We start from the raw sequence: 21,363 nt of genomic DNA on the forward strand, positions 1-21,363 counted from the left end.
AACCAGGTGTTCAGCGAATCAGAGCCTCACTCGACCGTGACCGACTTGGCGAGGTTGCGCGGCTTGTCGACGTCGGTGCCCTTGGCGCAGGCCGTGTGGTAGGCCAGCAATTGCAGCGGCACCACGTGCAGGATCGGCGACAAAGCACCGTAGTGCTCGGGCATGCGGATCACGTGGATGCCCGCTTCGGCGTGGATCTGCGTGTCGCCGTCGGCGCACACGTACAGCTCGCCGCCACGCGCCTTGACTTCCTGCATGTTGCTCTTGAGCTTTTCCAGCAGCACGTCGTTGGGCGCCACCACCACCACCGGCATCTCTGCCGTGACGAGGGCCAACGGGCCGTGCTTGAGCTCACCCGCCGGGTAGGCCTCGGCGTGGATGTAGCTGATTTCTTTCAGCTTGAGCGCACCTTCCAGGCCGATGGGGTAGTGCAGGCCACGGCCCAGGAACAGGGCGTTGTCCTTGCGGGCAAAGGCTTCGGCCCAGGCCACGACCTGCGGCTCCAGCGCCAGCACCGCTTGCAAGGCCGCCGGCAGGTGGCGCAGGTCCTTGAGGTGCTGGGCTTCGGCTTCGGGGCTGAGGTGGCCGCGCAGCTTGGCCAGCGTCAGCGTCAGCAGGAAGAGCGCGGCCAGTTGCGTGGTGAAGGCCTTCGTTGACGCCACGCCGATTTCCACACCGGCGCGCGTCACGTAGTTCAGCTTGCACTCGCGCACCATGGCGCTGGTGCTGACGTTGCAGATGGTCAGCGTCTGTTCCATGCCCAGGCCGCGCGCGTGCTTGAGCGCGGCGATGGTGTCGGCCGTCTCGCCGGACTGGCTGATGGTGACGACCAGGGTGCGCGCATCGGGCACGCTGTCGCGGTAGCGGTACTCGCTGGCGATCTCGACCTGCGTCGGGATCTTGGCAATGGATTCCAGCCAGTACTTGGCCGTCGAGCCCGAGTAGTAGCTGGTGCCGCAGGCCAAAATCAGCACGCGGTCGATCTGGCCGAACACGGCTTCGGCATCGGCACCAAACAGCGTGGGCGTGATCGACTCGACACCTTCGAGCGTGTCGGCGATGGCGCGCGGCTGCTCGAAGATTTCCTTCTGCATGTAGTGGCGATACGGGCCGAGCTCGACGGCGCCGCTGTGCGCGGTGACGGTGCGCACCGGTCGGTCGGCGGCGTCCATGCGCACGTGCTCGCTGGCACCGGGCGCGATGTGCTCGATCCAGTGGCGGCCCGGCTGCAAGTCCACCACGTCGCCTTCTTCCAGATAGACGATCTGGTCGGTCACGCCGGCCAGGGCCATGGCGTCGGACGCCAGGAAGCGCTCGCTGCTGTCGGCGCCGCCCACGCCCATCACCAGGGGCGAGCCGTGGCGCGCACCGATGACGCGCTGCGGCTCGTCGCGGTGGAAGGCGGCGATGGCGTAGGCGCCGGTCAGGCGCTGCGTGGCGGCCTTGACAGCGGCAAACAGGTCGCCGTCATAGAGGTGGTCGATCAGGTGGGCGATGACCTCGGTGTCGGTCTGGCTCAGGAAGACGTAGCCCTTGGCCTGCAGCTCGCGGCGCAGCTCTTCGTGGTTCTCGATGATGCCGTTGTGCACCATGGCCAGGCGACCGGGCTTGGCGGTGGCGGCGTCGGCACCGGGGCCGTGGGAGAAGTGCGGGTGGGCGTTGTGCACCGCGGGCGCGCCGTGCGTGGCCCAGCGGGTGTGGGCGATGCCCAAAGTGCTGGAGATGCCGTCAGACGCGGCTTGCGCTTCGAGCTCGGCCACGCGCTGGGTGCTGCGCGAGCGGCGCAGCTGGCCGTCTTGCAGCACGGCCACGCCGCAGGAGTCATAACCGCGGTACTCGAGGCGCTTGAGGCCTTCGACAAGAACCGGCGTGATGTTGCGCGCCCCGATGGCGCCGACGATGCCACACATGCATGACCTCCCAAAGTGTTGCAGTGCAATGTGCGTCGATGCTAGGCCATGGCATGGGAAATGTTCATCCAAAATTCATTGAAATTCGGATGAATTCACCTCTTGTGATTTTTTCACGCACAAAAAATCCATGAATATGAATTTCGAGAAATAATTTCCCATGGATGCCACCTCCCCCTCCACGCTGGACGCCGCCGACCTGCGCCTGCTGGCCTTGCTGCAGGACGACGCCAGCCTGTCCAACCAGGCCCTGGCCGAGGCCGCCCACCTGTCGGCAGCGACCTGCCACCGCCGCGTGCAACGGCTGCAAACGCTGGGCTTGATCGACAGGCGCGTGGCCATCCTGAACCCGCAGCGCCTGGCCGACATCACCGGCTGGGGCCTGAGCGCCCTGGTCGAGATCAGCCTGGACGTGCAGACCGCCGAGGCCCTGGACGCCTTCGAAGCCCGCGCCGTGGCCGAGGGCGCGGTGCAGCAATGCTGGCGGGTGTCGCCCGGTCCGGACTTCGTGCTGGTGGTGCAGGTGGGCGACATGCCGGCCTACCAGGACCTGGCACGCCGCTTGTTCACCGAAGACAGCCTCGTGCGCAATGTGCGGACGTTCTTCGCGGTGAAGCGGGCCAAGTTCGGCACCGCCCTGCCCTTGCCTTCGGGCGGCGCACGCGCTCAGGGTTGACGCGGGTCGGCCGGGGCAGGCGCCAAAGGATCCACCAGGCTCGTTTCGACCCGCAAGCGGATGGGGCTGCCGTCCAGCATGTGCGGGCCGCGCGCAGGCACCGCGGCAGCCACACTGCCGACCGCAGCGCTGCGTGGCACCGGCTGGTCATCCAGCGCAGGCAGGGCCTTGACCAGCTCCTCGTCGCTCATGCGGGACAGCTCTTCCACCGTGGGACGCCGCACCCCGCCAACCACGTCGGCCACCACGGCCGTGGGTTGACCGGACGGCGTCATGTGGTCTTGCGCCACACCGGGCTGGCGAATGGCGTGGGCCGCGATGGAACGGTCCAAGGGGTGCTCGCCCTCGTCCATGCGCCACAGAGCCGCCACCACCAAAGCCACCACAACCGCCCCGATGCCGCCCCCAAGCACGATGTGCTTCGGGCTCGGCGCCCAAACGGTGCGAGATGTCAAAGGCTGCTGGCCTTGCCAAGGGCGCTCCAGCTGGCTGTCGCCCATGCTGGAGGCCGCAGCGCCATCGAAGCTGGCAGCGGCATGCGCCTCGCTCAGCGGTCGTGCCGCGGTGACACGCATCGGCTCCAGCGTGGCGTCGTAGTCGCGCCGCAGCAAAGGGTCGATCAGGATTTCGTAAGCCGCGTTGAGCGAGGCCATCTGCTCATGGGCTGCGTCGTCAGGGCCACCGACACCGCCGTTGCGGTCAGGGTGCAGGCGGTTGGCCAAGGCGCGGTAGGCAGCGCGGACGACCTCTGGCGGAGCGTCTTGCGTGACTTTCAGGCGTTCGTAGTGGTTCACGGCGTGCGTTGGTCCAAGCCCATCAGAAGGCCGGCCCGGGAGGCCGGCGACAGGGCGTTTGGCAATGTGAGTGACAGCATGTTAACGGCTGTCTGCGGGCGCACTGTAGGGCCAATGCGACCGCGTCAACCCCGCTGCGGCCTCAGCCGCCCTGCTTTTTGGGGTGCTTTTGCGGCCGTTGCCAGCCGGGCAGAGACACCTGCCTGGCGCGCGACACGGTGAGTTGGCCGGCCGGCGCATCCTTGCTCAGCGTGCTGCCACCGCCGATGGTGGCGCCATCGCCCAGGGTGATGGGCGCGATCAGCACGCAATTCGAGCCCACGTGCACGTCCTGGCCGATCACGGTGCGGTGCTTGTTGGCGCCGTCGTAGTTGGCCGTGATGCTGCCCGCGCCGTAGTTGACGCGCTCGCCCACGGTGGCGTCACCGAGGTAGGCCAGGTGGTTGGCCTTGGCGCCATCGGCCAGCGTGCTGTTCTTGACCTCGACGAAGTTGCCGATGTGGACCTCGCGGCCCAGCTGAGCCCCCGGGCGCAGGCGCGCGAACGGCCCGACCAGCGAGCCCTCGCCGACCGTCACACCGTCCTTGTCGCCATCGATGTGGGTGAAGGGGTGGATGACGGCGCCGGCGTCGATGCGGGCGTTGCGGATGACGCAGTTCGCGCCGATGCGGACCTCGTCACCCAAGGTCACGGTGCCTTCGAAGACGCAATTGACGTCGATGTCCACGTCGCGGCCGCATTGCAGGGTGCCGCGCACATCGAAGCGGGCCGGATCGGCCAGGCGCACGCCCTGCTCCATCAGCGTGGTGGCTTGCGCCAGCTGGTGGCGGCGCTCCAGCTCGGCCAGCTGCGCCGGGCTGTTGACACCCAGCACCTCGACCTCGTCCTGGGGCTGCGCAGCCACCACGGCCAGACCTTCGGCCTGCGCCATCGCGACCACGTCGGTCAGGTAGTACTCGCCCTGGGCGTTGTCGTTCGTCAGGCGCGACAACCAGCCCTTCAGGCGGGCCGTGGGCGCGGCCATCATGCCGGTATAGACCTCGCGGATGGCGCGCTGCTCGGGCGAAGCGTCCTTGTGCTCGACGATGGCCAGCACGCGCTCGCCCGAGGCGTCACGCACGATGCGGCCATAGCCGGTGGGGTCGGCCAGGGTGATGGTCAGCAGGGCCAGCTTGTCGCCGCCGCAGGCATCGACCAGGGCCTGCGCCGTGCTGGCCTGGATCAGCGGCGTGTCGCCATTGAGGATGAGCGTGATGCCTTCATCGGGCAGCACAGGCACGGCCTGCTGCACGGCGTGGCCTGTGCCCAGCTGCGGCTCCTGGCGCACGAAGCGCAGCGGCGCCTCGGGAAAGGCTTTGGCCATGTCGGCCTCGACCATGTCGGCGCCGTGGCCTGTGATCAGCACCTGCTGCTGCGCGTGCAGCGTCGAGGTCGTGCCGATGACGTGGGCCAGCATGGGCCGGCCGGCAATCTTGTGCAGCACCTTGGGGCGCGCGGACTTCATGCGGGTGCCTTTGCCCGCGGCCATGATGACGATCGAAAGCGACATGGAACTCCTGCCTGATCCTGAGAATGTCAAAGGGTTGGGGAACGATGCACAAGGTCTGTGACAAACCCCGGAGCATGCCATGCGCCGCACCAGGCCTGGCCAGGCTCAAGGCGCATCCTGCGGCAAGGGGACGTCGATCACCCGGGGGCCGGGGGGCGCGTCGGGGAAGCCCTGGAGCGCCGCCCGGAACAGGTAGGGCAGGACCGACTCGTCCACCGCGCCCAGGCGGTCGTGCGACGCATGGGCTTCGTGCAAGACCTGGCTGGTGCGGCGGTCGCGCAGGATGACGCTCACCCGCAAAGTGACCCAGGGCGGCTCCATCGAGGCCACCCACCCCGGGCCCCACCAGACCGAGCCACCGCGCCAGTGATGCGGCGAGCGCCCGTGGGGGTAGGCATAGGCACCCGGAGGGAACAGGCCCCAGGGCCCGAACGGTCCATGAGATCCATAAGGCTCGTAACGCAGCCGCGGCTCCACCCGCACGGCCAGCCCCAGCTGCACCAACACGTCGGCGCGCTCGGCCTGGTCGGGTGACAGGAGGCTGAAGCCCAGGGATTGCAGCGTTGGCAGGGCCGCAGCCTGGAGCTTGTCTTGCGAGACCGCGCCCGGCGCTTGGGGCGCCTGCTGCGAGGGCAGCACGTCGAACACGAAGGTGCCCGCCTTGCGCCCAGGGGGCCACTGGCCGAAGCTCTGCACCTGGCTGGTGACGGAGGTGGCGGCACAGCCGCTCAGCCAGGCCGCACCGCAGACGACGCACAGCAGCATGAGCCAGCGCACGAACCCGCGCATGCACCCGCGCAGAAAGCTGCGCAGGATGCCTGGGTGTGCCATGCGCAGGCCCATCGCTCAGTCTGCCTTGCGCATGCGCAGCGAGGCCAGCGAGACGCTGGCTTCACCGGGCAGGCCAGCCGATGCGGCACCCGGCGTGTCGCCACAAGCCTCGTCTTCGTCGAAGGCGATGTCGCCGCCCGGCACGGGTGCGCCGGTGGCCTTGATCGTGGTGAAAGGGTAGAGGCTGCGGTCCATCATGTGCGAGGGAACGATGTTGGCCAGCGCGGTGAACATGTTGTCCACGCGGCCGGGGAAGCGGGTGTCCCAGTCGTTGATCATCTCGCGCATCTGCTGGCGCTGCAAGCCTTCCTGGCTGCCGCAGAGGTTGCACGGGATGATGGGGAATTCACGGTGTTCGGCGTAGGTGGCCAGGTCTTTCTCGCGGCAATAGGCCATCGGGCGGATGACGACGTGCTCGCCGTTGTCGGTCACCAGCTTCGGGGGCATGCCCTTCATCTTGGAGCCGAAGAACATGTTCATGAACATCGTCTGCAAGATGTCGTCGCGGTGGTGGCCGAGCGCGATTTTCGTGCAGCCCAGCTCGGTGGCCACGCGGTAGAGGATGCCGCGGCGCAGGCGCGAGCACAGCGAGCAGGTGGTTTTGCCTTCGGGCACCACGCGCTTGACCACGCTGTAGGTGTCCTGCTCTTCGATGCGGAAAGGCACGCCCACCTTCGTCAGGTACTCGGGCAGCACGTGCTCGGGGAAGCCCGGCTGCTTCTGATCGAGGTTGACGGCCACGATCTCGAAACTGATCGGGGCGCGCTTTTGCAGGTTCATCAGGATGTCGAGCATGCCGTAGCTGTCCTTGCCACCGGACATGCACACCATCACCTTGTCGCCGTCTTCGATCATGTGGAAGTCGGTGATGGCCTGGCCCACTTCGCGGTGCAGGCGCTTGCTGAGCTTGTTCACCTCGAAGGCGTGACGCTTGGCGCGGGCGGCGTCTTCGGCCTGGGCATGGGCCTGGGCCTGCGACGCTTCGGCGCGCTCGGCGGCGTGCAAGGCGGCTTCGGCCACCGGCACGCCCGCCGCGGCTTCAACGGCCAGGGCGGCCTGCGCGAACAGCTGCGCGTCGGCCGCGCGGCGGGCAGGGTCGGCAGACGGCGTGTCGTTGAAGAAGGACGGCAGGGGGGCGTTGGCTTGGCTCATAACCCTCCATTTTCGCCGATGTGGGCCCCGCTGTCACCACTGACCGGTTTCCATGCGGATGGCCACTTCGCAGTCGTCGAAGATTTCGAGCTTGGCAATCTTCACGCGCACGCCCTGCACGCCGGGCAAGGCCATCAGCCGGTCGCAGACCTTGCCGATCATCGTCTCCAGCAGGTTGATGTGCACCGCGGTGCACTCCTCGATGATGATGGTGCGCACCTTGCGGTAGTCCAGCACGTTGAGGATTTCATCGTCGCGCGGCAGCAGGGGCTGGCTGCCCATGTTCAGGTCGGCATCGACCATGATGGGCTGGGGCGCGTTGATTTCATGGTCGAGCACGCCCAGGCTGGCGTCGAAGCGCAGGCCGGTGAGGCTGAGGGTCTGGGTGCCTTTGGTCAGGGACATGGTCGGTCCTCTTTGCCGGTTCTCACCGGGTTCACATCATCGAAAAATCACGCTCGAAGCGCTGCAGGTGCTGGCCGCCATCGACCAGCAGGGTGGTGCCGGTCATCGAGCGGTTGCTCAGCGCGAAAGCCACGGTCGCGGCCACGTTCTGCGGGGTGGAGGAGCGCCCCAGAGGCGACAGGGTGTGCGCCTGCTGGAACTGCTCGCCCTGCAGCCATTCGCTGCTCAGCGTGAGCCCGGGCGCCACACCGACCACGCGCACGGCGGGCGCCAGGGCCAGGGCCAGCAAGGTCGTGGCCGATTCCAGCGCGGCCTTCGACAGGGTGTAGCTGATGAAGTCCGGGTTGGGGTTCCACAGCTTCTGGTCGAGCAGGTTGACCACCGCGCCGTCGCCTGGGCCTTCGCCTTGCCGCGCCCTGACATGCTCGGCCAGCATCTGCGCCAGCACGATGGCCGGCGCGGTGTTGGCACGCAGGTGGCGCTCCAGCATCGCGTAGCTGAAGGATGCGGCGTTGTCGTACTCGAAGGTCGAGGCGCTGTTGACCACCGCGTCCAGGCGACCCAGCGCCACCACGGCCTCGGGCACCAGGGTGCGGGTGGCGGCCTCGTCGGCCAGGTCGGCGCACAGCACGGTGGCGCGGCGGCCCAGGGCGCGGATGTCGGCAGCCGTGGCATCGGCCTCGGTGCGCGAGGCGCGGCAGTGCACAGCCACGTCCCAGCCCTGACCCGCCAGGCACAAGGCGATCTCGCGGCCCAGGCGCTTGCCAGCACCCGTCACCAGTGCGACGCGGACACCGGGCTCGGATGACGCCGGTGCGCCGGAGGGCAAGAGGTCGTTCATGGATGCATTCAAGGCTTGGTTCTCGGAAGCGCTCGCGGCAAGGTCACCGGTGGGCTGCGCCTTCCGACACAATGCGGCCATGAACCGCACCACGCCATCCACCCACCCGTCCAGCGACAAGGGCCACAGTGTAGTGGCCGCGCCCGTCACCGCGCACCCTCTGGCCGAGCTGATCGCCCATGAAATCCGCGAGCGCGGTGGCTGGATGGGCTTCGAGCGCTTCATGGAGCTGGCGCTGTACGCCCCCGGCCTGGGCTACTACAGCGGCGGGCGGCGCGTGCTGGGCCAGCGCCCGCAAGACGGCAGCGACTTCGTCACCGCACCCGAACTCACGCCCCTGTTCGGCGAGGTGCTGGCGCGCCAAGTGCTGCAGGCCCTGGACGCCACCGGCACCGACGAGGTCTGGGAGTTCGGCGCGGGCACCGGCGCCCTGGCCGAGCAGCTGCTGGGCGAGCTGGGCGACCGCATCCAGCGCTACGTCATCGTGGACCTGTCCGGTTCGCTGCGCGACCGCCAGCACCAGCGCCTGCTGAAAGCGCACCCCAGCCTCGTCCACAAAGTGATCTGGGCCGACAGCCTGCCCGAGGCGATGTCGGGCGTCATCGTCGGCAACGAGGTGCTCGACGCGATGCCCGTGCACCTGCTGAGCTGGGATGGCGCGCGCTGGCAGGAGCGCGGCGTGGCCTTGGCGCCCCAAGGCGACACCCCGCACCCCACCTTCGCCTGGGCCGACCGCCCGGCCCCCGAGGGCGTGCGCCCGCCCACCGAGCACCCCGACAGCGCCTACCCGCCCGGCACCGTCACCGAAACGCACGGCCAGGCCGAGGCCTTCGTCGCCACCCTGGCGCAACGCATGGTGCGCGGCGCGGCCTTTTTCCTGGATTACGGCTTCCCCGAGGCCGAGTACCACCTGCCGCAGCGCCACGGCGGCACCCTGATGTGCCACCACGCCCACACGGCCGACGCCGACCCGCTGGCCATGGTCGGCGACAAGGACATCACCGCGCACGTGAACTTCACCGGCATCGCCCTGGCCGGGCAGGAGGCTGGCTGGGAGGTGCTGGGCTACTGCAGCCAGGGCCGCTTCCTCACCAACTGCGGCCTGGGCGAGGCCCTGGCGCGCACCGGCCAGGCCAGCAACGCCGCCGACATCCAATCCCGCGTCGCCCTGCAGATGCTGGTGGCCGAGCACGAAATGGGCGAGCTCTTCAAGGTCATCGGCTTCGTCAAAGGGCCCTGGTTCGAGGCCATCGGCTTTGCCCACGGCGACCGCACCCACACGCTGTGAACGCCCGCCATTGGCGCCGTGCATGAGGGCCATCGGCAAAAGCTCTCGCGCGCTTGCTGCGCCGCAGCGATAATTCGCGTCATGCTGCAACAACGCACCCTCAAATCCCTGACGCGCGCCGTGGGCGTGGGCCTGCACAGCGGCCAGCGTGTCGAGCTGACCCTGCGCCCCGCCGCACCGGACACCGGCATCGTCTTCCGTCGGGTGGATTTGAGCCAGCCGGTGGACATCCCCGTGCGCGCCGAATCGGTCTGCGACACGCGCATGGCCACCACCATCTCGCCGGGTGGCGACCCAGGCGCGGCCAAGGTCAACACCATCGAGCACCTGATGTCGGCCTGCGCCGGCCTCGGGCTGGACAACCTCTACGTGGACATCACCGCCGAGGAAGTGCCCATCCTGGACGGCTCCTCCGCTGCGTTCGTGTACCTGCTGCAAAGCGCCGGCATCGAACTGCAGAAGGCACCCAAGAAGTTCCTGCGCGTGCTCAAGCCGGTGGAAGTGCGCGAGGGCGAAGGCCGCAACCTCAAGTGGGCCCGGCTGGAGCCGCACCACGGCTACAAGCTCGCCTTCGAGATCGACTTCGACCACCCCGCGGTGGACCAGACCGGCCAACGCGTCGAGTTCGATTTCAGCAGCGGCAAGTACAAGCAGGACATCGCCCGCGCCCGCACCTTCGGCTTCACCAAGGACGTCGAGATGATGCGCTCGCGCGGCCTGGGCCTGGGCGCCAGCATGGACAACGCCATCGTGGTGGACCGCTACCGCGTGCTCAACAGCGACGGCCTGCGCTACGACGACGAGTTCGTCAAACACAAGATCCTCGACGCCATCGGCGACCTGTACGTGGCCGGCCACCCGCTGCTGGCCTCGTACACGGCCTTCCGCTCGGGGCACGCGCTCAACAACAAGCTGCTGCGCGAGTTGCTGTCCCAGCCCGACGCCTTCGAGGTCGTGAGCTTCGAGGACGAGCGCAAGGCGCCGCGCGGCATGGCCGAGCTGGCCCCGGCCTGGTAAGCCCGGTCAGGCCCCGCACAACCATGGTGCTCTTTCGCTTCCTGGCCGTCGGTCTGGCCCTGGCCTTCCTGCTCAACATGGCCGTGTTCACCCTCACCGGCCAGGCGCAGTGGCGAACCCGCGCCATGCTGTGCCTGAAATGGGGCGTGGTGCTGGGCCTGTGCTTTTTCGGCTTGCTCGTCCTCAAGCGGGCGGCCGTCTTCATCTGAGCGCCCACCAGCGCGCGCCGCAGACCGGGGGATAGCCCCCTGTTCATGGGGCAGGGTGAGCCCTAGCATGGACCGTAACAAAAACAAGCCCACTGTGATGGTGGGAAACGGTTCCATGAACTACCCGGCCTTCCACGCGCGCTCGATCCGGCAGCGCGACGCCTATTGGCGCGAACAGGCGCAACGCATCGACTGGCACCGCCCCTTCCACACCGTGTGCGACACCCGCAACCCGCCCTTCGCGGAGTGGTTTGTCGGCGGCCAGCTCAACCTGTGCCACAACGCGGTGGACCGCCACGTGCCCCACCGCCCGGACCAGCCGGCGCTCATCTTCGTCTCCACCGAAACCTGCACCGAGCAGACGCTGAGCTACGGCCAGCTCTTCGTCGAGGTGCAGCGCATGGCCGCGGTGCTGCGTGCCCAGGGCGTGGGCCGCGGCGACCGCGTGCTGATCTACATGCCCATGATCCCCGAGGCCGTGATCGCCATGCTGGCCACGGTGCGCCTGGGCGCCATCCACTCGGTGGTGTTCGGCGGCTTCGCGGCCCATTCGCTGGCCACCCGCATCGAAGACGCCACGCCGAAGGTCATCGTCTCGGCCGATGCCGGCTCGCGCGGCGGCAAGGTCATCCCCTACAAGCCCCTGCTCGACGAGGCCCTGCACATCAGCAAGCACAAGGTGGACAAGGTCGTGCTGGTGCACCGCGGCCTGTCGCCCGCCGGCCTGGTCGAAGGCCGTGACATCGACTACAAACAGGCGCGCAGCGAGGTCATGGACCAGGTCGTGCCCTGCGTGTGGGTCGAAGCCACCCACCCCAGCTACACGCTCTACACCAGCGGCACCACGGGCAAGCCCAAAGGCGTGCAGCGCGACACCGGTGGCTACGCGGTGGCCCTGGCCGCCAGCATGGACCAGCTCTTTTGCGGCCAACCCGGCGAAACCTTCTTTTGCACCAGCGACATCGGCTGGGTGGTGGGCCACAGCTACATCGTCTATGGCCCGCTGCTGGCCGGCATGAGCACCATCATCTACGAAGGCCTGCCCATCCGCCCCGATGCCGCCATCTGGTGGCAGCTGGTGGAGAAGCACAAGGTCAGCGTGATGTTCTCGGCGCCCACGGCCGTGCGGGTGCTGAAGAAGCAAGACCCCGATTGCCTCAAGCGCCACGACCTCTCCAGCCTCAAGCACCTCTTCCTGGCCGGCGAACCGCTGGACGAGCCCACCGCGAAGTGGATCGGGGACGCCATCGGCAAACCCATCATCGACAACTACTGGCAGACCGAAACGGGCTGGCCCATCCTCAGCGTGCCACGCGGCATCGACCCCTCGCTGACCACGCGCCTGGGCTCACCGGGCTTCCCCATGCCCGGCTACGACGTGCGCCTGCTCGATGACCAGACGGGCGAGGAGCTGACTGAGCCCCACCAGAAGGGCGTGCTGACGCTGCAGTACCCGCTGCCGCCGGGCTGCCTGCAAACCGTGTGGCGCGACGACACCCGCTTCGTCAAAACCTACTGGAGCAGTTTCGCCAACCGCCCGGTCTATAACACCTTCGACTGGGGCCTGCGTGACGCCGACGGCCACCACTTCATCCTGGGCCGCACGGACGACGTCATCAACGTGGCCGGCCACCGCCTGGGGACCCGCGAAATCGAGGAGGCCGTGAGCGCACACGCCGCCGTGGCCGAGGTGGCCGTGGTGGGCGTGGCCGACGAGCTCAAGGGCCAGGTGGCGCGCGCCTTCGTGGTCGTCAGAGACGCCAGCCGCGTGGCCGACGATGCCGGACGCAAGGCCCTGGAGGCCGAGATCATGCAGACGGTGGACCAGCAGATCGGCGCGGTGGGCCGGCCCTCGCGCGTGTACTTCGTCAACGCCCTGCCCAAGACGCGCTCGGGCAAGCTGCTGCGCCGCGCCATCCAGGCGGTGTGCGAGGGCCGCGCCACCGGCGACCTCACCACCATCGAGGACCCGACCGCCATCCAGCAGCTTCAGGACGCGGTGCTGCGCTGAACCGGCGCTGACCTCAGACCGCCGTCTGGTGGATGAGGTCGCGCACGCGCGGGTAGATCTCGCGCTGCCAGCGCTTGCCACTGAAGACGCCGTAGTGGCCCACGCCGGTCTGCACGTGGTGCTGGCGCCAGCAAGGCCGCACCGCGGTGCACAGGTCTTGCGCGGCCACGGTTTGCCCGACCGCACAGATGTCGTCGCGCTCGCCCTCCACCGTCATCAGCGCCGTGCGGCGGATGGCGCTGGGGTCCACCACCGTGTCGCGCCACGACAGGCTGCCACGCGGCAGGTCGTAGGTCTGGAAGACCTTGCCCACGGTCTCCAGGTAGAACTCGGCGGGCAAATCGGCCACGGCGAAATACTCCTCGTAGAAGGTCTGCGTGGGCTTGGCTTCGTCGTACAGGCCGGCCGCCAGACGCTGACGCATGTCCTGGAAGGCCTGGCGGTGGCGGGCCTCGTTCATGCTCACGAAGGCCGACAGCTGCACGAAGCCGGGATAGACGCGCCGGCCGACGCCACGCAAGGTCCACGGCACGGTGTGGACCAGGTTCTGTTCGAACCAGCTCAGCGGCTTGCTGGTGGCGAGTTCGTTGACGGCGGTCGGGTTGACGCGGCAGTCGATGGGGCCGGCCATCAGCGTCAGGCTGCGCGGCTGCGCGGGGTGGCCGTCCTGCGCCATGAGGGCCGTGGCCGACAGCGCCGCCACACAGGGCTGGCAGATGGCCATGAGGTGCGCGCCCGGCCCCATGCGGGTCAGGAACTGGATGAGGTGATCGGTGTAATCGTCCAGACCGAACACGCCGTGCTTGAGCGGCACGTCGCGGGCGTTGTGCCAATCGGTGATGTAAACGTCATGGTCTTGCAGCAGGGTGCGGATGGTGTCGCGCAACAGCGTGGCGAAGTGCCCTGACATGGGCGCCACCAGCAGCACGCGCGGTTGCTCGGGCGCGCCCTCCTTGCGAAAGCGCAGCAGCGTGCCAAATGGCGTGCGCATGACCTGCTCTTCGACGATCTCGAACTCGCGGCCCTGGCTGGACACGCTGGCGATGCCGAACGCCGGGCGGTGGTGGGTCAGCGCCAGGCGCGCAAAAACCTCGCAGGAGGCCAGCACGCTGCGCGCGACCACGCCACCGGCCATCAGCTCCTCGATGCTGGACTGCACCGGTCCTTCTGGCAGCAGGCGGTGCAGGGTGTCGGCCAGGCCACGGGCGGCAGCCCGCCAAGGCGCCATGGCGGTTTGGTGGGTCTCGTAGGCGGCATACAGCATGAGCGTCTCTTGGGATGTCGTCCAGCGACGGGATGCGTCTGTGTGAGCAAGTTGCGAGCCACCTTGATGCAAGGCACCACCGTGGCACGCACCTTGCACGTGCATGACAAAGAACCCCACCCGCCGGAGACACCATGGCCACCGTTGCCCCACCCGCCGTGAAGACGCGCGCTGCCGCGAAGAAGGCCCCGAGCTCGAAGGTCGGCGCCGCGAAGCCCGCTGCGTCGGTGTCGAGCGGCACCACGCTCACGCTCACCAGCAAGAACTACTCGTCGTGGTCGCTGCGCGGCTGGCTGCTGGTGCGCTTTGCCGGCCTGCCCTTCCAAGAGCACGTGCTGCCACCGGACGACCCCTCCACCCGGGCCGAGATCCTGCTGCTGTCCTCGTCCATCCTCGTGCCCAGCCTGGTGCACGAAGGCGTGCACGTGTGGGACACCCTGGCCCTGGCCGAGTACCTCCACGAGGTCTGCCCCGAGGCCAAGCTGCTGCCCACGGACCGCGCCGCGCGCGCGCACTGCCGCGCCATCAGCGGCGAAATGCACTCCGGTTTCGCCTCGCTGCGGGCCTCGCTGCCCATGAACCTGCGCGCCCACTTCCCGAAGTTCAAGGTCTGGTCGCGTGCGCAGGCCGACATCGACCGCATCTGCACCATCTGGCGCGATTGCCTGGCGCAGTACGGCGGCCCCTTCCTGTTCGGCCAGCACCGCACCATCGCCGACGCCATGTACGCGCCGGTGTGCACGCGCTTTGCCACCTACGACGTCCCGCTCGACCCGGTTTGCGCCGCCTACCGCGACCTCATGCTCGGCCAGCCCGAGATGCAGGAGTGGCTGCGCGGCGCCCAGGCCGAGCCCGCCGACATCGACGAGCTGGACGTGGAGTTCTGACCGACCTTGAGGCCCTGAAGCCCTGAGGCCGCTCAGCATTCAGGCCTCGGGGCCATCCCACGGCGTCGGTGGCGGGATGTCGCACACCGCCGGCACATCGACCGTGCCGAAATCGGCCGGACCGACGATCTCCAGGTACTCCATGTCCGGCGAGTAGTCGAACAGGTAATGCCGCACGCCGGGGCGCTGGTGCACGCAGTCACCGGCCTTCACCAGGGTTTCCTGGTCCTCGTACATGAAGCGCGCCCAGCCCTTGGTCATGATGACGATCTGGAAATCGGCCTCATGTCGGTGCCAGCCGGTGCCCTTTTCGGGGGCATGGTTCGCCTTGACGAGGTGCGCGATCACCTTGCCATGGGTGGCTTTGGCCACGCCCAGGTCCTTGTAGAGGAAAAAATCGCGCAGCCCATCGCTGCGCCAGACAGCGTCTTCCGCCTTGAGGTGGGAAAACTGGGTCGAAGTGTCCAGCATGGTGACGTCCTTTCTGCGCCCAAAGCGCACAGCCCTTGACGCAGGCTCGCCACGCACGATTCATTCCCGGCACAATGCAGCTTTCGAGTGCACGCGAGCCGACATCCATGAAAAACACGCCAGTCCTGACCGACGCCGACATCAACGAGCTGGACGAGCTGCTGGCCGCCGTGCCGGCACCTTTTGAAACCGTCGATGCCGTCATCCTCGATGGCTACCTGGCCGGCGTGCTGGTCCAGCCCGTGCACCTGGAGCCCGAACAGTGGCTGCCCCCCATCTTCGGCACCGACGGCATGCCCGAAGGCGGCGTGCCGAACTGGAGCGAGGCGCAGCACAACCGCCTGATCGAGCTGATCACGCGGCGCAAGGACGAAATCCTGCGCGGCATCCTGGAAGAAGGCTGGTTCGACCCCATCGTCCCGATGATCGAAGACGAGGACGGCAAGCCCGCGGTGGGCAAGGACGCCCTGGAAGGCCTGGGCTACTGGGCCGCCGGCTTCGAATGGGCCCTGGCCAACTTCCCGCAGCTGGAAGAAGCCGCCCTGCCCGGCGTGCCCGACCTGCTGGACTCCATCTGGCGCCACCTGCCCGAGCAGGACGAAGCACAGCAGGCCCTGACCAAGGCCCTGGACGAAGAGCACCCGCTGAAGAACATCGACGATGGCATCGAGGCCATGGTGTTCGACGTGGTGGACCTCGCCCAGATCGGCATCGAGCAGCGCCACAAGGTCGAGACCGTGGTGCGCGACGGCCCCAAGGTCGGCCGCAACGACCCCTGCCCCTGCGGCAGCGGCCGCAAGTACAAGCAGTGCCACGGCGCCAACTGAGGCCCGTCCCAGGCCCGTTCCCTGAGACCTCCGCCGATGTCGATGTCCGCACCGACCGTGGCCGGCTTGCGCCTGCAGCTGGCCTCTGACCTCCACCTGGAGCGCTACCCCGACTTCGTGCTGGAGGCCGACCCACACGCCGATGTGCTGGTGCTGGCTGGCGACATCGGCTCCTACCAGGCGGGCTCTCGCCTGGCAGAGCGCGCCGATGCCGACTTCGGCCTGGGCCAGTTCTCGCCGCTGCGGCCGGGCTCGCCCTGGCAACGGGTGCTGTTCGTGCCCGGCAACCACGAGTTCGATGGCATCGAGTTCGCCGACGCTCAGCCGCGCCTGCGCGCCACCTGCGAGCGCCTGGGCATCACCTGGCTGGACGGCGAGGCGGTTGTGATCGACGGCGTGCGCTTCCTGGGCAGCACGCTGTGGAGCGACTTCGCCGCCCTGGCCGTGCGCGAACATGGCGTCACGGCGCAGATGGCTGCACTCGACAAGGCCTTGCGCGCCGCCAACTTCTACCTGCGCAAGAACAGCACCCTGCGCGATGGCCAGCCCATGCTGTCCGAGGACCTGCGCGCGTTGGCCCTGCAGAGCCAGGCCTGGCTGCGCGAGGCCCTGCAGCAGCCCTTCGACGGCCCCACCGTGGCGGTCACGCACTTCGCGCCCACGCTGCACAGTGCCGACCCGCGCTACGGCCTCACGCCAGGCACCGCGGGCTTCTGCAACGGACTCAACGATCTGCTGCCCTTCGCCGACCTCTGGCTGCACGGCCACCTGCACTGCCCCAACGACCACACGGTGCGCGGCCAGCGCGAGGACGGCAGCGCCTGGGCCTGCCGCATCGTGGCCAACCCGCGCGGCTACTTCGGCAAGGGCGAACAGGCCGGGTTCGTGGCGCGTTGCGTGCTGTCGGTGCCCGACGCGCACGCGGCCAAACCCATGGCCGCCATCACGGCGGCGTGATCTTCACGGCTGGGTCAGCAAGCCGGGCTCGGCCAGAGGCTCACCCACCACGATGCCACTGACCTCGTCCAGCACGGGCGACAACCAGCGCATGGGCGAGGCCAGCGCCGCCACCAGGGTGATGTGCGAGGTGCGCGGCATGCTGCGGGTCTCGACCTGCGCGCCCACGCTGCGCAAGCGGTAGGCCAGCGAGTCGGTGTTGAGCGTGGCGCTCACGAAGCTGTCGGCCGCGGCGGTGAACAACCAGCTTGGCGGGGCCGACGCATGCGCGTGCAGCACCGGCTGGGAGTCTGCCGGCGTCTGCGGGAAGCCGAACACCGGCTTGAGCGAGTCCACCCGCAAGGGCAGGAAGTTGTAGGGGCCGGCCAGGCCGATGAAGCCCGCCAGCACCGACGGCTGCAAGTTGTGCTGCGCCAGCCAGCGGGCGTCCAGCGCCACCATGGCGGCGTTGTAGGCCCCAGCGCTGTGCCCCATCACGAACACGCGGCGGCGGTTGACCTGCCACTCGCCCGCCTGCTGCCAGGCCCAGGCCACGGCCTGGGCGCTGTCTTCGATGAACTCGGGGTAGCGCACCTCCGGGTGCAAGCGGTAGTCGGCCACCACCACGACCATGCCGCGTGCGGCCAGCGAGCGGCCCACAAAAGCGTAGTCGCCCCGCTCGCCGCTGCGCCAGGAGCCGCCATAGAAAAACACCACCATGGGCCAGCCGCCAGCCGGCGCCTGCAGGCCTTCGGGCGGCAGGTACACATCGGCGCGCTGGCGGTCGTGGCTGCCGTAGGCCTGGGAGACCCGGCGATCGCCCAACAGGCCCTGGCGTCGCAGCGTCCAGTCGGTGGCGCTGTTGAGCAGGCTGGTGGTGTCCAGCGGCACGGCCACGGCCAGCAGGCCGAGCACGAAGGGGGTGGCCAGGGCGCAGGTGTTCATGGCGAGGGCACGGCAGAGGTCATGCCGATCACTACGCAGCGGGGCGCACGTTGGATGCACCCCGGGCAGCACCTGCCACACCGCAAAGCCTTTGCCGTGGTTCCGTCCTACACTGGAACGGTCACTCAACCATCGGCCCGCCAGGGCCCTGACCTTCCATGAAAATCCTGCTCCCCGTCGATGGCAGCCCCTTCACCAAGCGCATGCTGGCCTGGCTGGTCACGCACGAAGAGTGGCTGGCCGCCAGCCACGAGTACACCGTGCTGACCGTGGTGCCCATGATCCCGCCGCACGCCGCGTCGATGTTCCCGGCCGACCAGCTCAAGTCCTATTACGAAGACACGGCCGAGGCCATCTTCAAGCCCATCCGCAAGTTCACCGCCAAGCACGACCTGGCCACGGCCTACGTGTCCAAGATCGGCCACGCACCCGAAGTCATCGCCAAGATGGCCGACAAAGGCAAGTTCGACCTGGTGATCATGGGCTCGCATGGCCACAGCAACCTGATGAACCTGGTCACCGGCTCGGTGGCCACCCGCGTGCTGGCGACCTCGAAGGTGCCGGTGCTGCTGGTCCGCTGACCACACCCCCCCCTGTTCAAGGGGGATGGCGCACAGGTCAGGGCGCGGACGCTGCGCTGGCCGGGATGGCCGGTGCGCTTTGGTCTGCGTTTCGGCCTGCCCCGTGCGGCTGCACCACCACCCCGGGCGACAGGGAGATGTCGTCCACCGGCGTCACCCGGCTGACGTAGTAGCGGGTCTCGCCGAAACAGCTGGTGGGCAGGCCGACGCGCTGCTCGTAGTGCAGGGCCACGCGCTGGCCCATGCGGCGGTTGATCTGCTCGGCCACGGCGTCGTCCGTCACGGTGAAAAAGAACTTCTCCATCGGGGCGCCGGGCATGGACACCAGCGCCAGCTCGCCCTCCCAGGTCTTGCAGAGCCAGCCCTTGTGCGAGAACTTCTGGACCCAGCCGGCACGCTCGCCGCTGGAGTAACTCCAGTTCAGCACGGCCGCGAAATACGCCGCCACCAGGGCGACAAGGATGAGCAGGGGCAGGATCAGGCGCTTGAACATGGGGCAGACCGGTGAACGCGTTGCACGCGCAATGCGCCGATCTTGGCATGAAAGTTTGACAACGCCGCTGCCCAGGCCAGGCTCAAGCCAGGCGGAAGCGCCCCACGGCGACTTGCAGGCGCTGGGCCTGGTCGCTCAGGCTGGCCGCCGCCGCGGTGGACTCCTCCACCAGCGCGGCGTTTTGCTGCGTGGTCTGGTCCAGCAGGGTGACGGCCTGGTTGACCTGGGCAATGCCTTGGCTCTGCTCGGCGTTGCCCGTGGCCACTTGCGTCATCAAGGCGCTGGCCTGCTGGATGCGCTGGATGAGGGTATCGATGGACTCGCCGGTCTCGGTGGCCAGGGCGTAACCCTGGTCCACGCAGTCCACGCTTGCGGCGATCAGGACCTTGATCTCGCGGGCGGCCTCGGACGAGCGCTGCGCCAGCGAACGCACCTCGGACGCCACCACCGCAAAGCCACGGCCCTGCTCGCCGGCACGCGCGGCTTCGACGGCAGCGTTCAGCGCCAGGATGTTGGTCTGGAAGGCGATGCCGTCGATGACGGCGTTGATCTCGGCGATCTTGGCGCTGGAGCGCTTGATGGCCTCCATGCGCTCGGTGACCTGCGCGAAGATGCGCCCGCTGTGAGCCGCGCCTTCGGACACCTGCTGCGCCAGTTGCTGGGCCGACGAGGCCGTGTCGGCGTTCTGGCGCACGGTGGCCGACATCTGCTCCATCGACGAGGCGGTTTCCTGCAGCGACGAGGCCTGGTTTTCGGTGCGCGCGCTCAGGTCCATGTTGCCCTGGGCGATCTGGCTGGAGGCCGTGGCCACGGATTCGCTGGCGGCCTTGATGCCCAGCACCGTCTGGCGCAGCTCGGCCGTGGCGCGGGACATGGCCTGCAGCAGCTGGCCGACTTCGTCGTGGCGGTCCTGTGCCAGGGTGCGGCTGAGGTCGCCGTGGGCCAGGGCTTCGGCCGCGTCCACCGCGCAGGCCACGGCACGCGTGGTGGTGCGGGTGATGAAGGTGGCCAGCACCGCGCCCAGCGCCAGCATGGCCAGGACCAGCCCGGCCGTGAACGCCACGCCCCGGCCTTTCGCCTGGGCACGCGCCGCGATGAGGCCTTCGAGTTGCGCCGACATGCGCTCGCTCAGCGCGAATTGCGCCTGGATGGCCTGGGTCATCTGGTCGAAGTACTGGGAAGGTGCCATGGCGATCGACTCGCCCGCTGCGGTTGCGGCGACGGTTTGCGCCAGCTGTCTGGCCTGGGCAAGGGCCTCCCGGGCCTTCAGCGCGGGAGCCTGCAACACCTCGACGGCGTCCGGGTTGCCTTCGCGGGCGCGGGCCAGGTCGCGTTCAAGGTCATGGGCACTGACTTGGGCAGACACCAGCAGGCTCATCAGGTTGGCGCTGTGCTGCGGGTCGCTGCTGCGCTGCGCCAGCATGCTGACGCCGCGGGCGCGGGCCAGGCCCAGAGATTCGGTCAGGCGGGGCAGGTCGCTGAGCGCCGCCCGGATCAGGTAGTAAGACGCTGCGTCGGCGTCCAGGGCCAGGCCGCTGACGGCCGCCTCGTCTTCCACCGCGTCCAGCAATTGCTGCACCAGGTGGGTGTGGCGCTTCAGGCTCTCCGGGGCGGACACCCCGCCGCCGCTGACCTGCCGCGACAGGCCCTGCCACTCGGCCTGCAGCGCCTTGAGCTTGTCTTGCATGGCGGACTGGCCCAAGGCATGCACCTCATTGCCCAAGGACATGAACAGGGCGTCGATGGCCTGTTGGCGCTCGGCACGGGCTGCCTGCTTGCTGCTGTCGCCGTTGAGGATGGCCGCCGACATGCCGCGGTGCTCCTGCGTCAGGCGGACCAGTTTGAGCATGCCCATGGCCGGCTTCAGGCCCGACTGCTCCTGCTTGAGGCCCTGGTAGGTCTGCACCGATTCGGTGAGCACCAGGAACGACGGCGCCCCCGCCATCACCAGCGCCACCACGCTCAGCAGCACAAACTTGAACCGCAGGGGCAGGTTCACGATCCATTGGGACATCGAACACCTCGACAAGGTTGTCAATCCAATGCCCCGCGCACAGGGGGGCAAGGGTTGCGCGTCTCGTCAGGGCTCACTGGACGCATGCGTGGACACGGCACGGCGCCCCAACGGCCAGCGTGTGCCACGTCAGGGCACCTCTCAGCGCCCCGCCTCTGCTGCGATATCGGCGGGTTTGCGCTCGACTTGAGTCGGCTTGGCGCGTTCGGTCAGAGGTCTGTCACAAGCAGGGGCAGGAGGGAGTCCCTAGAATGTTTGGCCC

The 21,363-nt window shown here is 68.4% G+C and carries 21 protein-coding genes; 9 read left to right on the forward strand and 12 right to left on the reverse strand.

Annotated features, from left to right (window positions below; genetic code table 11):
* Positions 1-26: 26 nt before the first annotated feature.
* Complete coding sequence (gene glmS, locus EV672_RS15210; protein ID WP_133610726.1) at positions 27-1,910, reverse strand: glutamine--fructose-6-phosphate transaminase (isomerizing); 1,884 nt, start codon at positions 1,908-1,910, stop codon at positions 27-29.
* 160 nt (positions 1,911-2,070) lie between these two features.
* Here glmS and EV672_RS15215 point away from each other — a divergent pair, with 160 nt between their 5' ends.
* The gene (locus EV672_RS15215) at positions 2,071-2,586 is read left to right on the forward strand and encodes an Lrp/AsnC family transcriptional regulator (protein WP_133610728.1); all 516 of its coding nucleotides are present in this window, start codon (positions 2,071-2,073) and stop codon (positions 2,584-2,586) included.
* Here EV672_RS15215 and EV672_RS15220 read toward each other — a convergent pair.
* The 6 genes from EV672_RS15220 to EV672_RS15245 all read right to left on the reverse strand — a co-directional run bounded on the left by EV672_RS15220 (position 2,577) and on the right by EV672_RS15245 (position 8,158).
* Positions 2,577-3,380, reverse strand: coding sequence for a J domain-containing protein (locus EV672_RS15220; protein ID WP_166643602.1), 804 nt, complete (start codon positions 3,378-3,380; stop codon positions 2,577-2,579). The genes EV672_RS15215 and EV672_RS15220 overlap by 10 nt on opposite strands.
* 142 nt (positions 3,381-3,522) lie before the next feature.
* Positions 3,523-4,929 carry a bifunctional UDP-N-acetylglucosamine diphosphorylase/glucosamine-1-phosphate N-acetyltransferase GlmU gene (glmU, locus tag EV672_RS15225; RefSeq protein WP_133610732.1) on the reverse strand — a complete coding sequence of 469 codons (1,407 nt, stop codon included), beginning with the start codon at positions 4,927-4,929 and terminating at the stop codon, positions 3,523-3,525.
* Between the two features lie 105 nt (positions 4,930-5,034).
* Complete coding sequence (locus tag EV672_RS15230; RefSeq protein ID WP_133610734.1) at positions 5,035-5,760, reverse strand: DUF4136 domain-containing protein; 726 nt, start codon at positions 5,758-5,760, stop codon at positions 5,035-5,037.
* 15 nt (positions 5,761-5,775) lie between these two features.
* On the reverse strand, positions 5,776-6,912 hold the full coding sequence (gene ttcA / locus EV672_RS15235; protein WP_133610736.1) for a tRNA 2-thiocytidine(32) synthetase TtcA: 1,137 nt from the start codon (positions 6,910-6,912) through the stop codon (positions 5,776-5,778).
* A gap of 33 nt (positions 6,913-6,945) precedes the next feature.
* The gene (locus tag EV672_RS15240) at positions 6,946-7,317 is read right to left on the reverse strand and encodes a dihydroneopterin aldolase (protein ID WP_133610738.1); all 372 of its coding nucleotides are present in this window, start codon (positions 7,315-7,317) and stop codon (positions 6,946-6,948) included.
* A gap of 31 nt (positions 7,318-7,348) precedes the next feature.
* Entirely contained in the window at positions 7,349-8,158 is an 810-nt protein-coding gene (locus EV672_RS15245; RefSeq protein ID WP_133610740.1) for an SDR family oxidoreductase, read from the reverse strand.
* 79 nt (positions 8,159-8,237) lie between these two features.
* On the opposite strand from EV672_RS15245, the gene EV672_RS15250 reads away from it, so the two are divergent.
* From EV672_RS15250 to EV672_RS15265, 4 genes are all read left to right on the forward strand, one after another.
* Positions 8,238-9,446 (forward strand): class I SAM-dependent methyltransferase, encoded by a 1,209-nt coding sequence (locus EV672_RS15250; protein WP_133610927.1) that lies wholly within the window; start codon positions 8,238-8,240, stop codon positions 9,444-9,446.
* Positions 9,447-9,527: 81 nt separating this feature from the next.
* A complete protein-coding gene (lpxC, locus tag EV672_RS15255) occupies positions 9,528-10,463 on the forward strand; it encodes a UDP-3-O-acyl-N-acetylglucosamine deacetylase (RefSeq protein WP_133610742.1) in 936 nt (311 codons plus the stop codon).
* A 23-nt stretch (positions 10,464-10,486) separates the two neighbouring features.
* Positions 10,487-10,672: a hypothetical protein gene (locus EV672_RS15260; RefSeq protein ID WP_133610744.1), complete on the forward strand. Its 186-nt coding sequence runs from the start codon at positions 10,487-10,489 to the stop codon at positions 10,670-10,672.
* A 67-nt stretch (positions 10,673-10,739) separates the two neighbouring features.
* Complete coding sequence (locus tag EV672_RS15265) at positions 10,740-12,683, forward strand: propionate--CoA ligase (RefSeq protein ID WP_424923164.1); 1,944 nt, start codon at positions 10,740-10,742, stop codon at positions 12,681-12,683.
* 13 nt (positions 12,684-12,696) lie between these two features.
* Here EV672_RS15265 and EV672_RS15270 read toward each other — a convergent pair whose 3' ends face one another.
* Positions 12,697-13,947: a polyhydroxyalkanoate depolymerase gene (locus EV672_RS15270; protein ID WP_133610746.1), complete on the reverse strand. Its 1,251-nt coding sequence runs from the start codon at positions 13,945-13,947 to the stop codon at positions 12,697-12,699.
* A gap of 134 nt (positions 13,948-14,081) precedes the next feature.
* Between EV672_RS15270 and EV672_RS15275 the strand changes: the two genes are divergently transcribed.
* Positions 14,082-14,834, forward strand: coding sequence for a glutathione S-transferase family protein (locus tag EV672_RS15275; protein WP_133610748.1), 753 nt, complete (start codon positions 14,082-14,084; stop codon positions 14,832-14,834).
* Positions 14,835-14,873: 39 nt separating this feature from the next.
* Here EV672_RS15275 and EV672_RS15280 read toward each other — a convergent pair whose 3' ends face one another.
* A complete protein-coding gene (locus tag EV672_RS15280; RefSeq protein WP_133610750.1) occupies positions 14,874-15,305 on the reverse strand; it encodes a cupin domain-containing protein in 432 nt (143 codons plus the stop codon).
* Between the two features lie 107 nt (positions 15,306-15,412).
* Between EV672_RS15280 and EV672_RS15285 the strand changes: the two genes are divergently transcribed.
* Both EV672_RS15285 and EV672_RS15290 read left to right on the forward strand, forming a co-directional pair.
* On the forward strand, positions 15,413-16,132 hold the full coding sequence (locus EV672_RS15285; RefSeq protein ID WP_133610752.1) for a UPF0149 family protein: 720 nt from the start codon (positions 15,413-15,415) through the stop codon (positions 16,130-16,132).
* Between the two features lie 66 nt (positions 16,133-16,198).
* Positions 16,199-17,089 (forward strand): metallophosphoesterase, encoded by an 891-nt coding sequence (locus EV672_RS15290; protein WP_133610931.1) that lies wholly within the window; start codon positions 16,199-16,201, stop codon positions 17,087-17,089.
* Between the two features lie 3 nt (positions 17,090-17,092).
* Here EV672_RS15290 and EV672_RS15295 read toward each other — a convergent pair whose 3' ends face one another.
* On the reverse strand, positions 17,093-18,013 hold the full coding sequence (locus EV672_RS15295; RefSeq protein ID WP_133610754.1) for an alpha/beta hydrolase: 921 nt from the start codon (positions 18,011-18,013) through the stop codon (positions 17,093-17,095).
* Positions 18,014-18,171: 158 nt separating this feature from the next.
* Between EV672_RS15295 and EV672_RS15300 the strand changes: the two genes are divergently transcribed.
* On the forward strand, positions 18,172-18,594 hold the full coding sequence (locus tag EV672_RS15300; RefSeq protein ID WP_133610756.1) for a universal stress protein: 423 nt from the start codon (positions 18,172-18,174) through the stop codon (positions 18,592-18,594).
* A 37-nt stretch (positions 18,595-18,631) separates the two neighbouring features.
* On the opposite strand, the gene EV672_RS15305 is transcribed toward EV672_RS15300, so the two are convergent.
* Both EV672_RS15305 and EV672_RS15310 read right to left on the reverse strand, forming a co-directional pair.
* Positions 18,632-19,087, reverse strand: coding sequence for a hypothetical protein (locus tag EV672_RS15305; RefSeq protein WP_133610758.1), 456 nt, complete (start codon positions 19,085-19,087; stop codon positions 18,632-18,634).
* An 82-nt stretch (positions 19,088-19,169) separates the two neighbouring features.
* The gene (locus EV672_RS15310; RefSeq protein WP_133610760.1) at positions 19,170-21,101 is read right to left on the reverse strand and encodes a methyl-accepting chemotaxis protein; all 1,932 of its coding nucleotides are present in this window, start codon (positions 21,099-21,101) and stop codon (positions 19,170-19,172) included.
* Positions 21,102-21,363: the final 262 nt, after the last annotated feature.

The organism is Aquabacterium commune (genome assembly GCF_004362855.1).
GTDB classification, from domain to species: domain Bacteria; phylum Pseudomonadota; class Gammaproteobacteria; order Burkholderiales; family Burkholderiaceae_C; genus Aquabacterium; species Aquabacterium commune.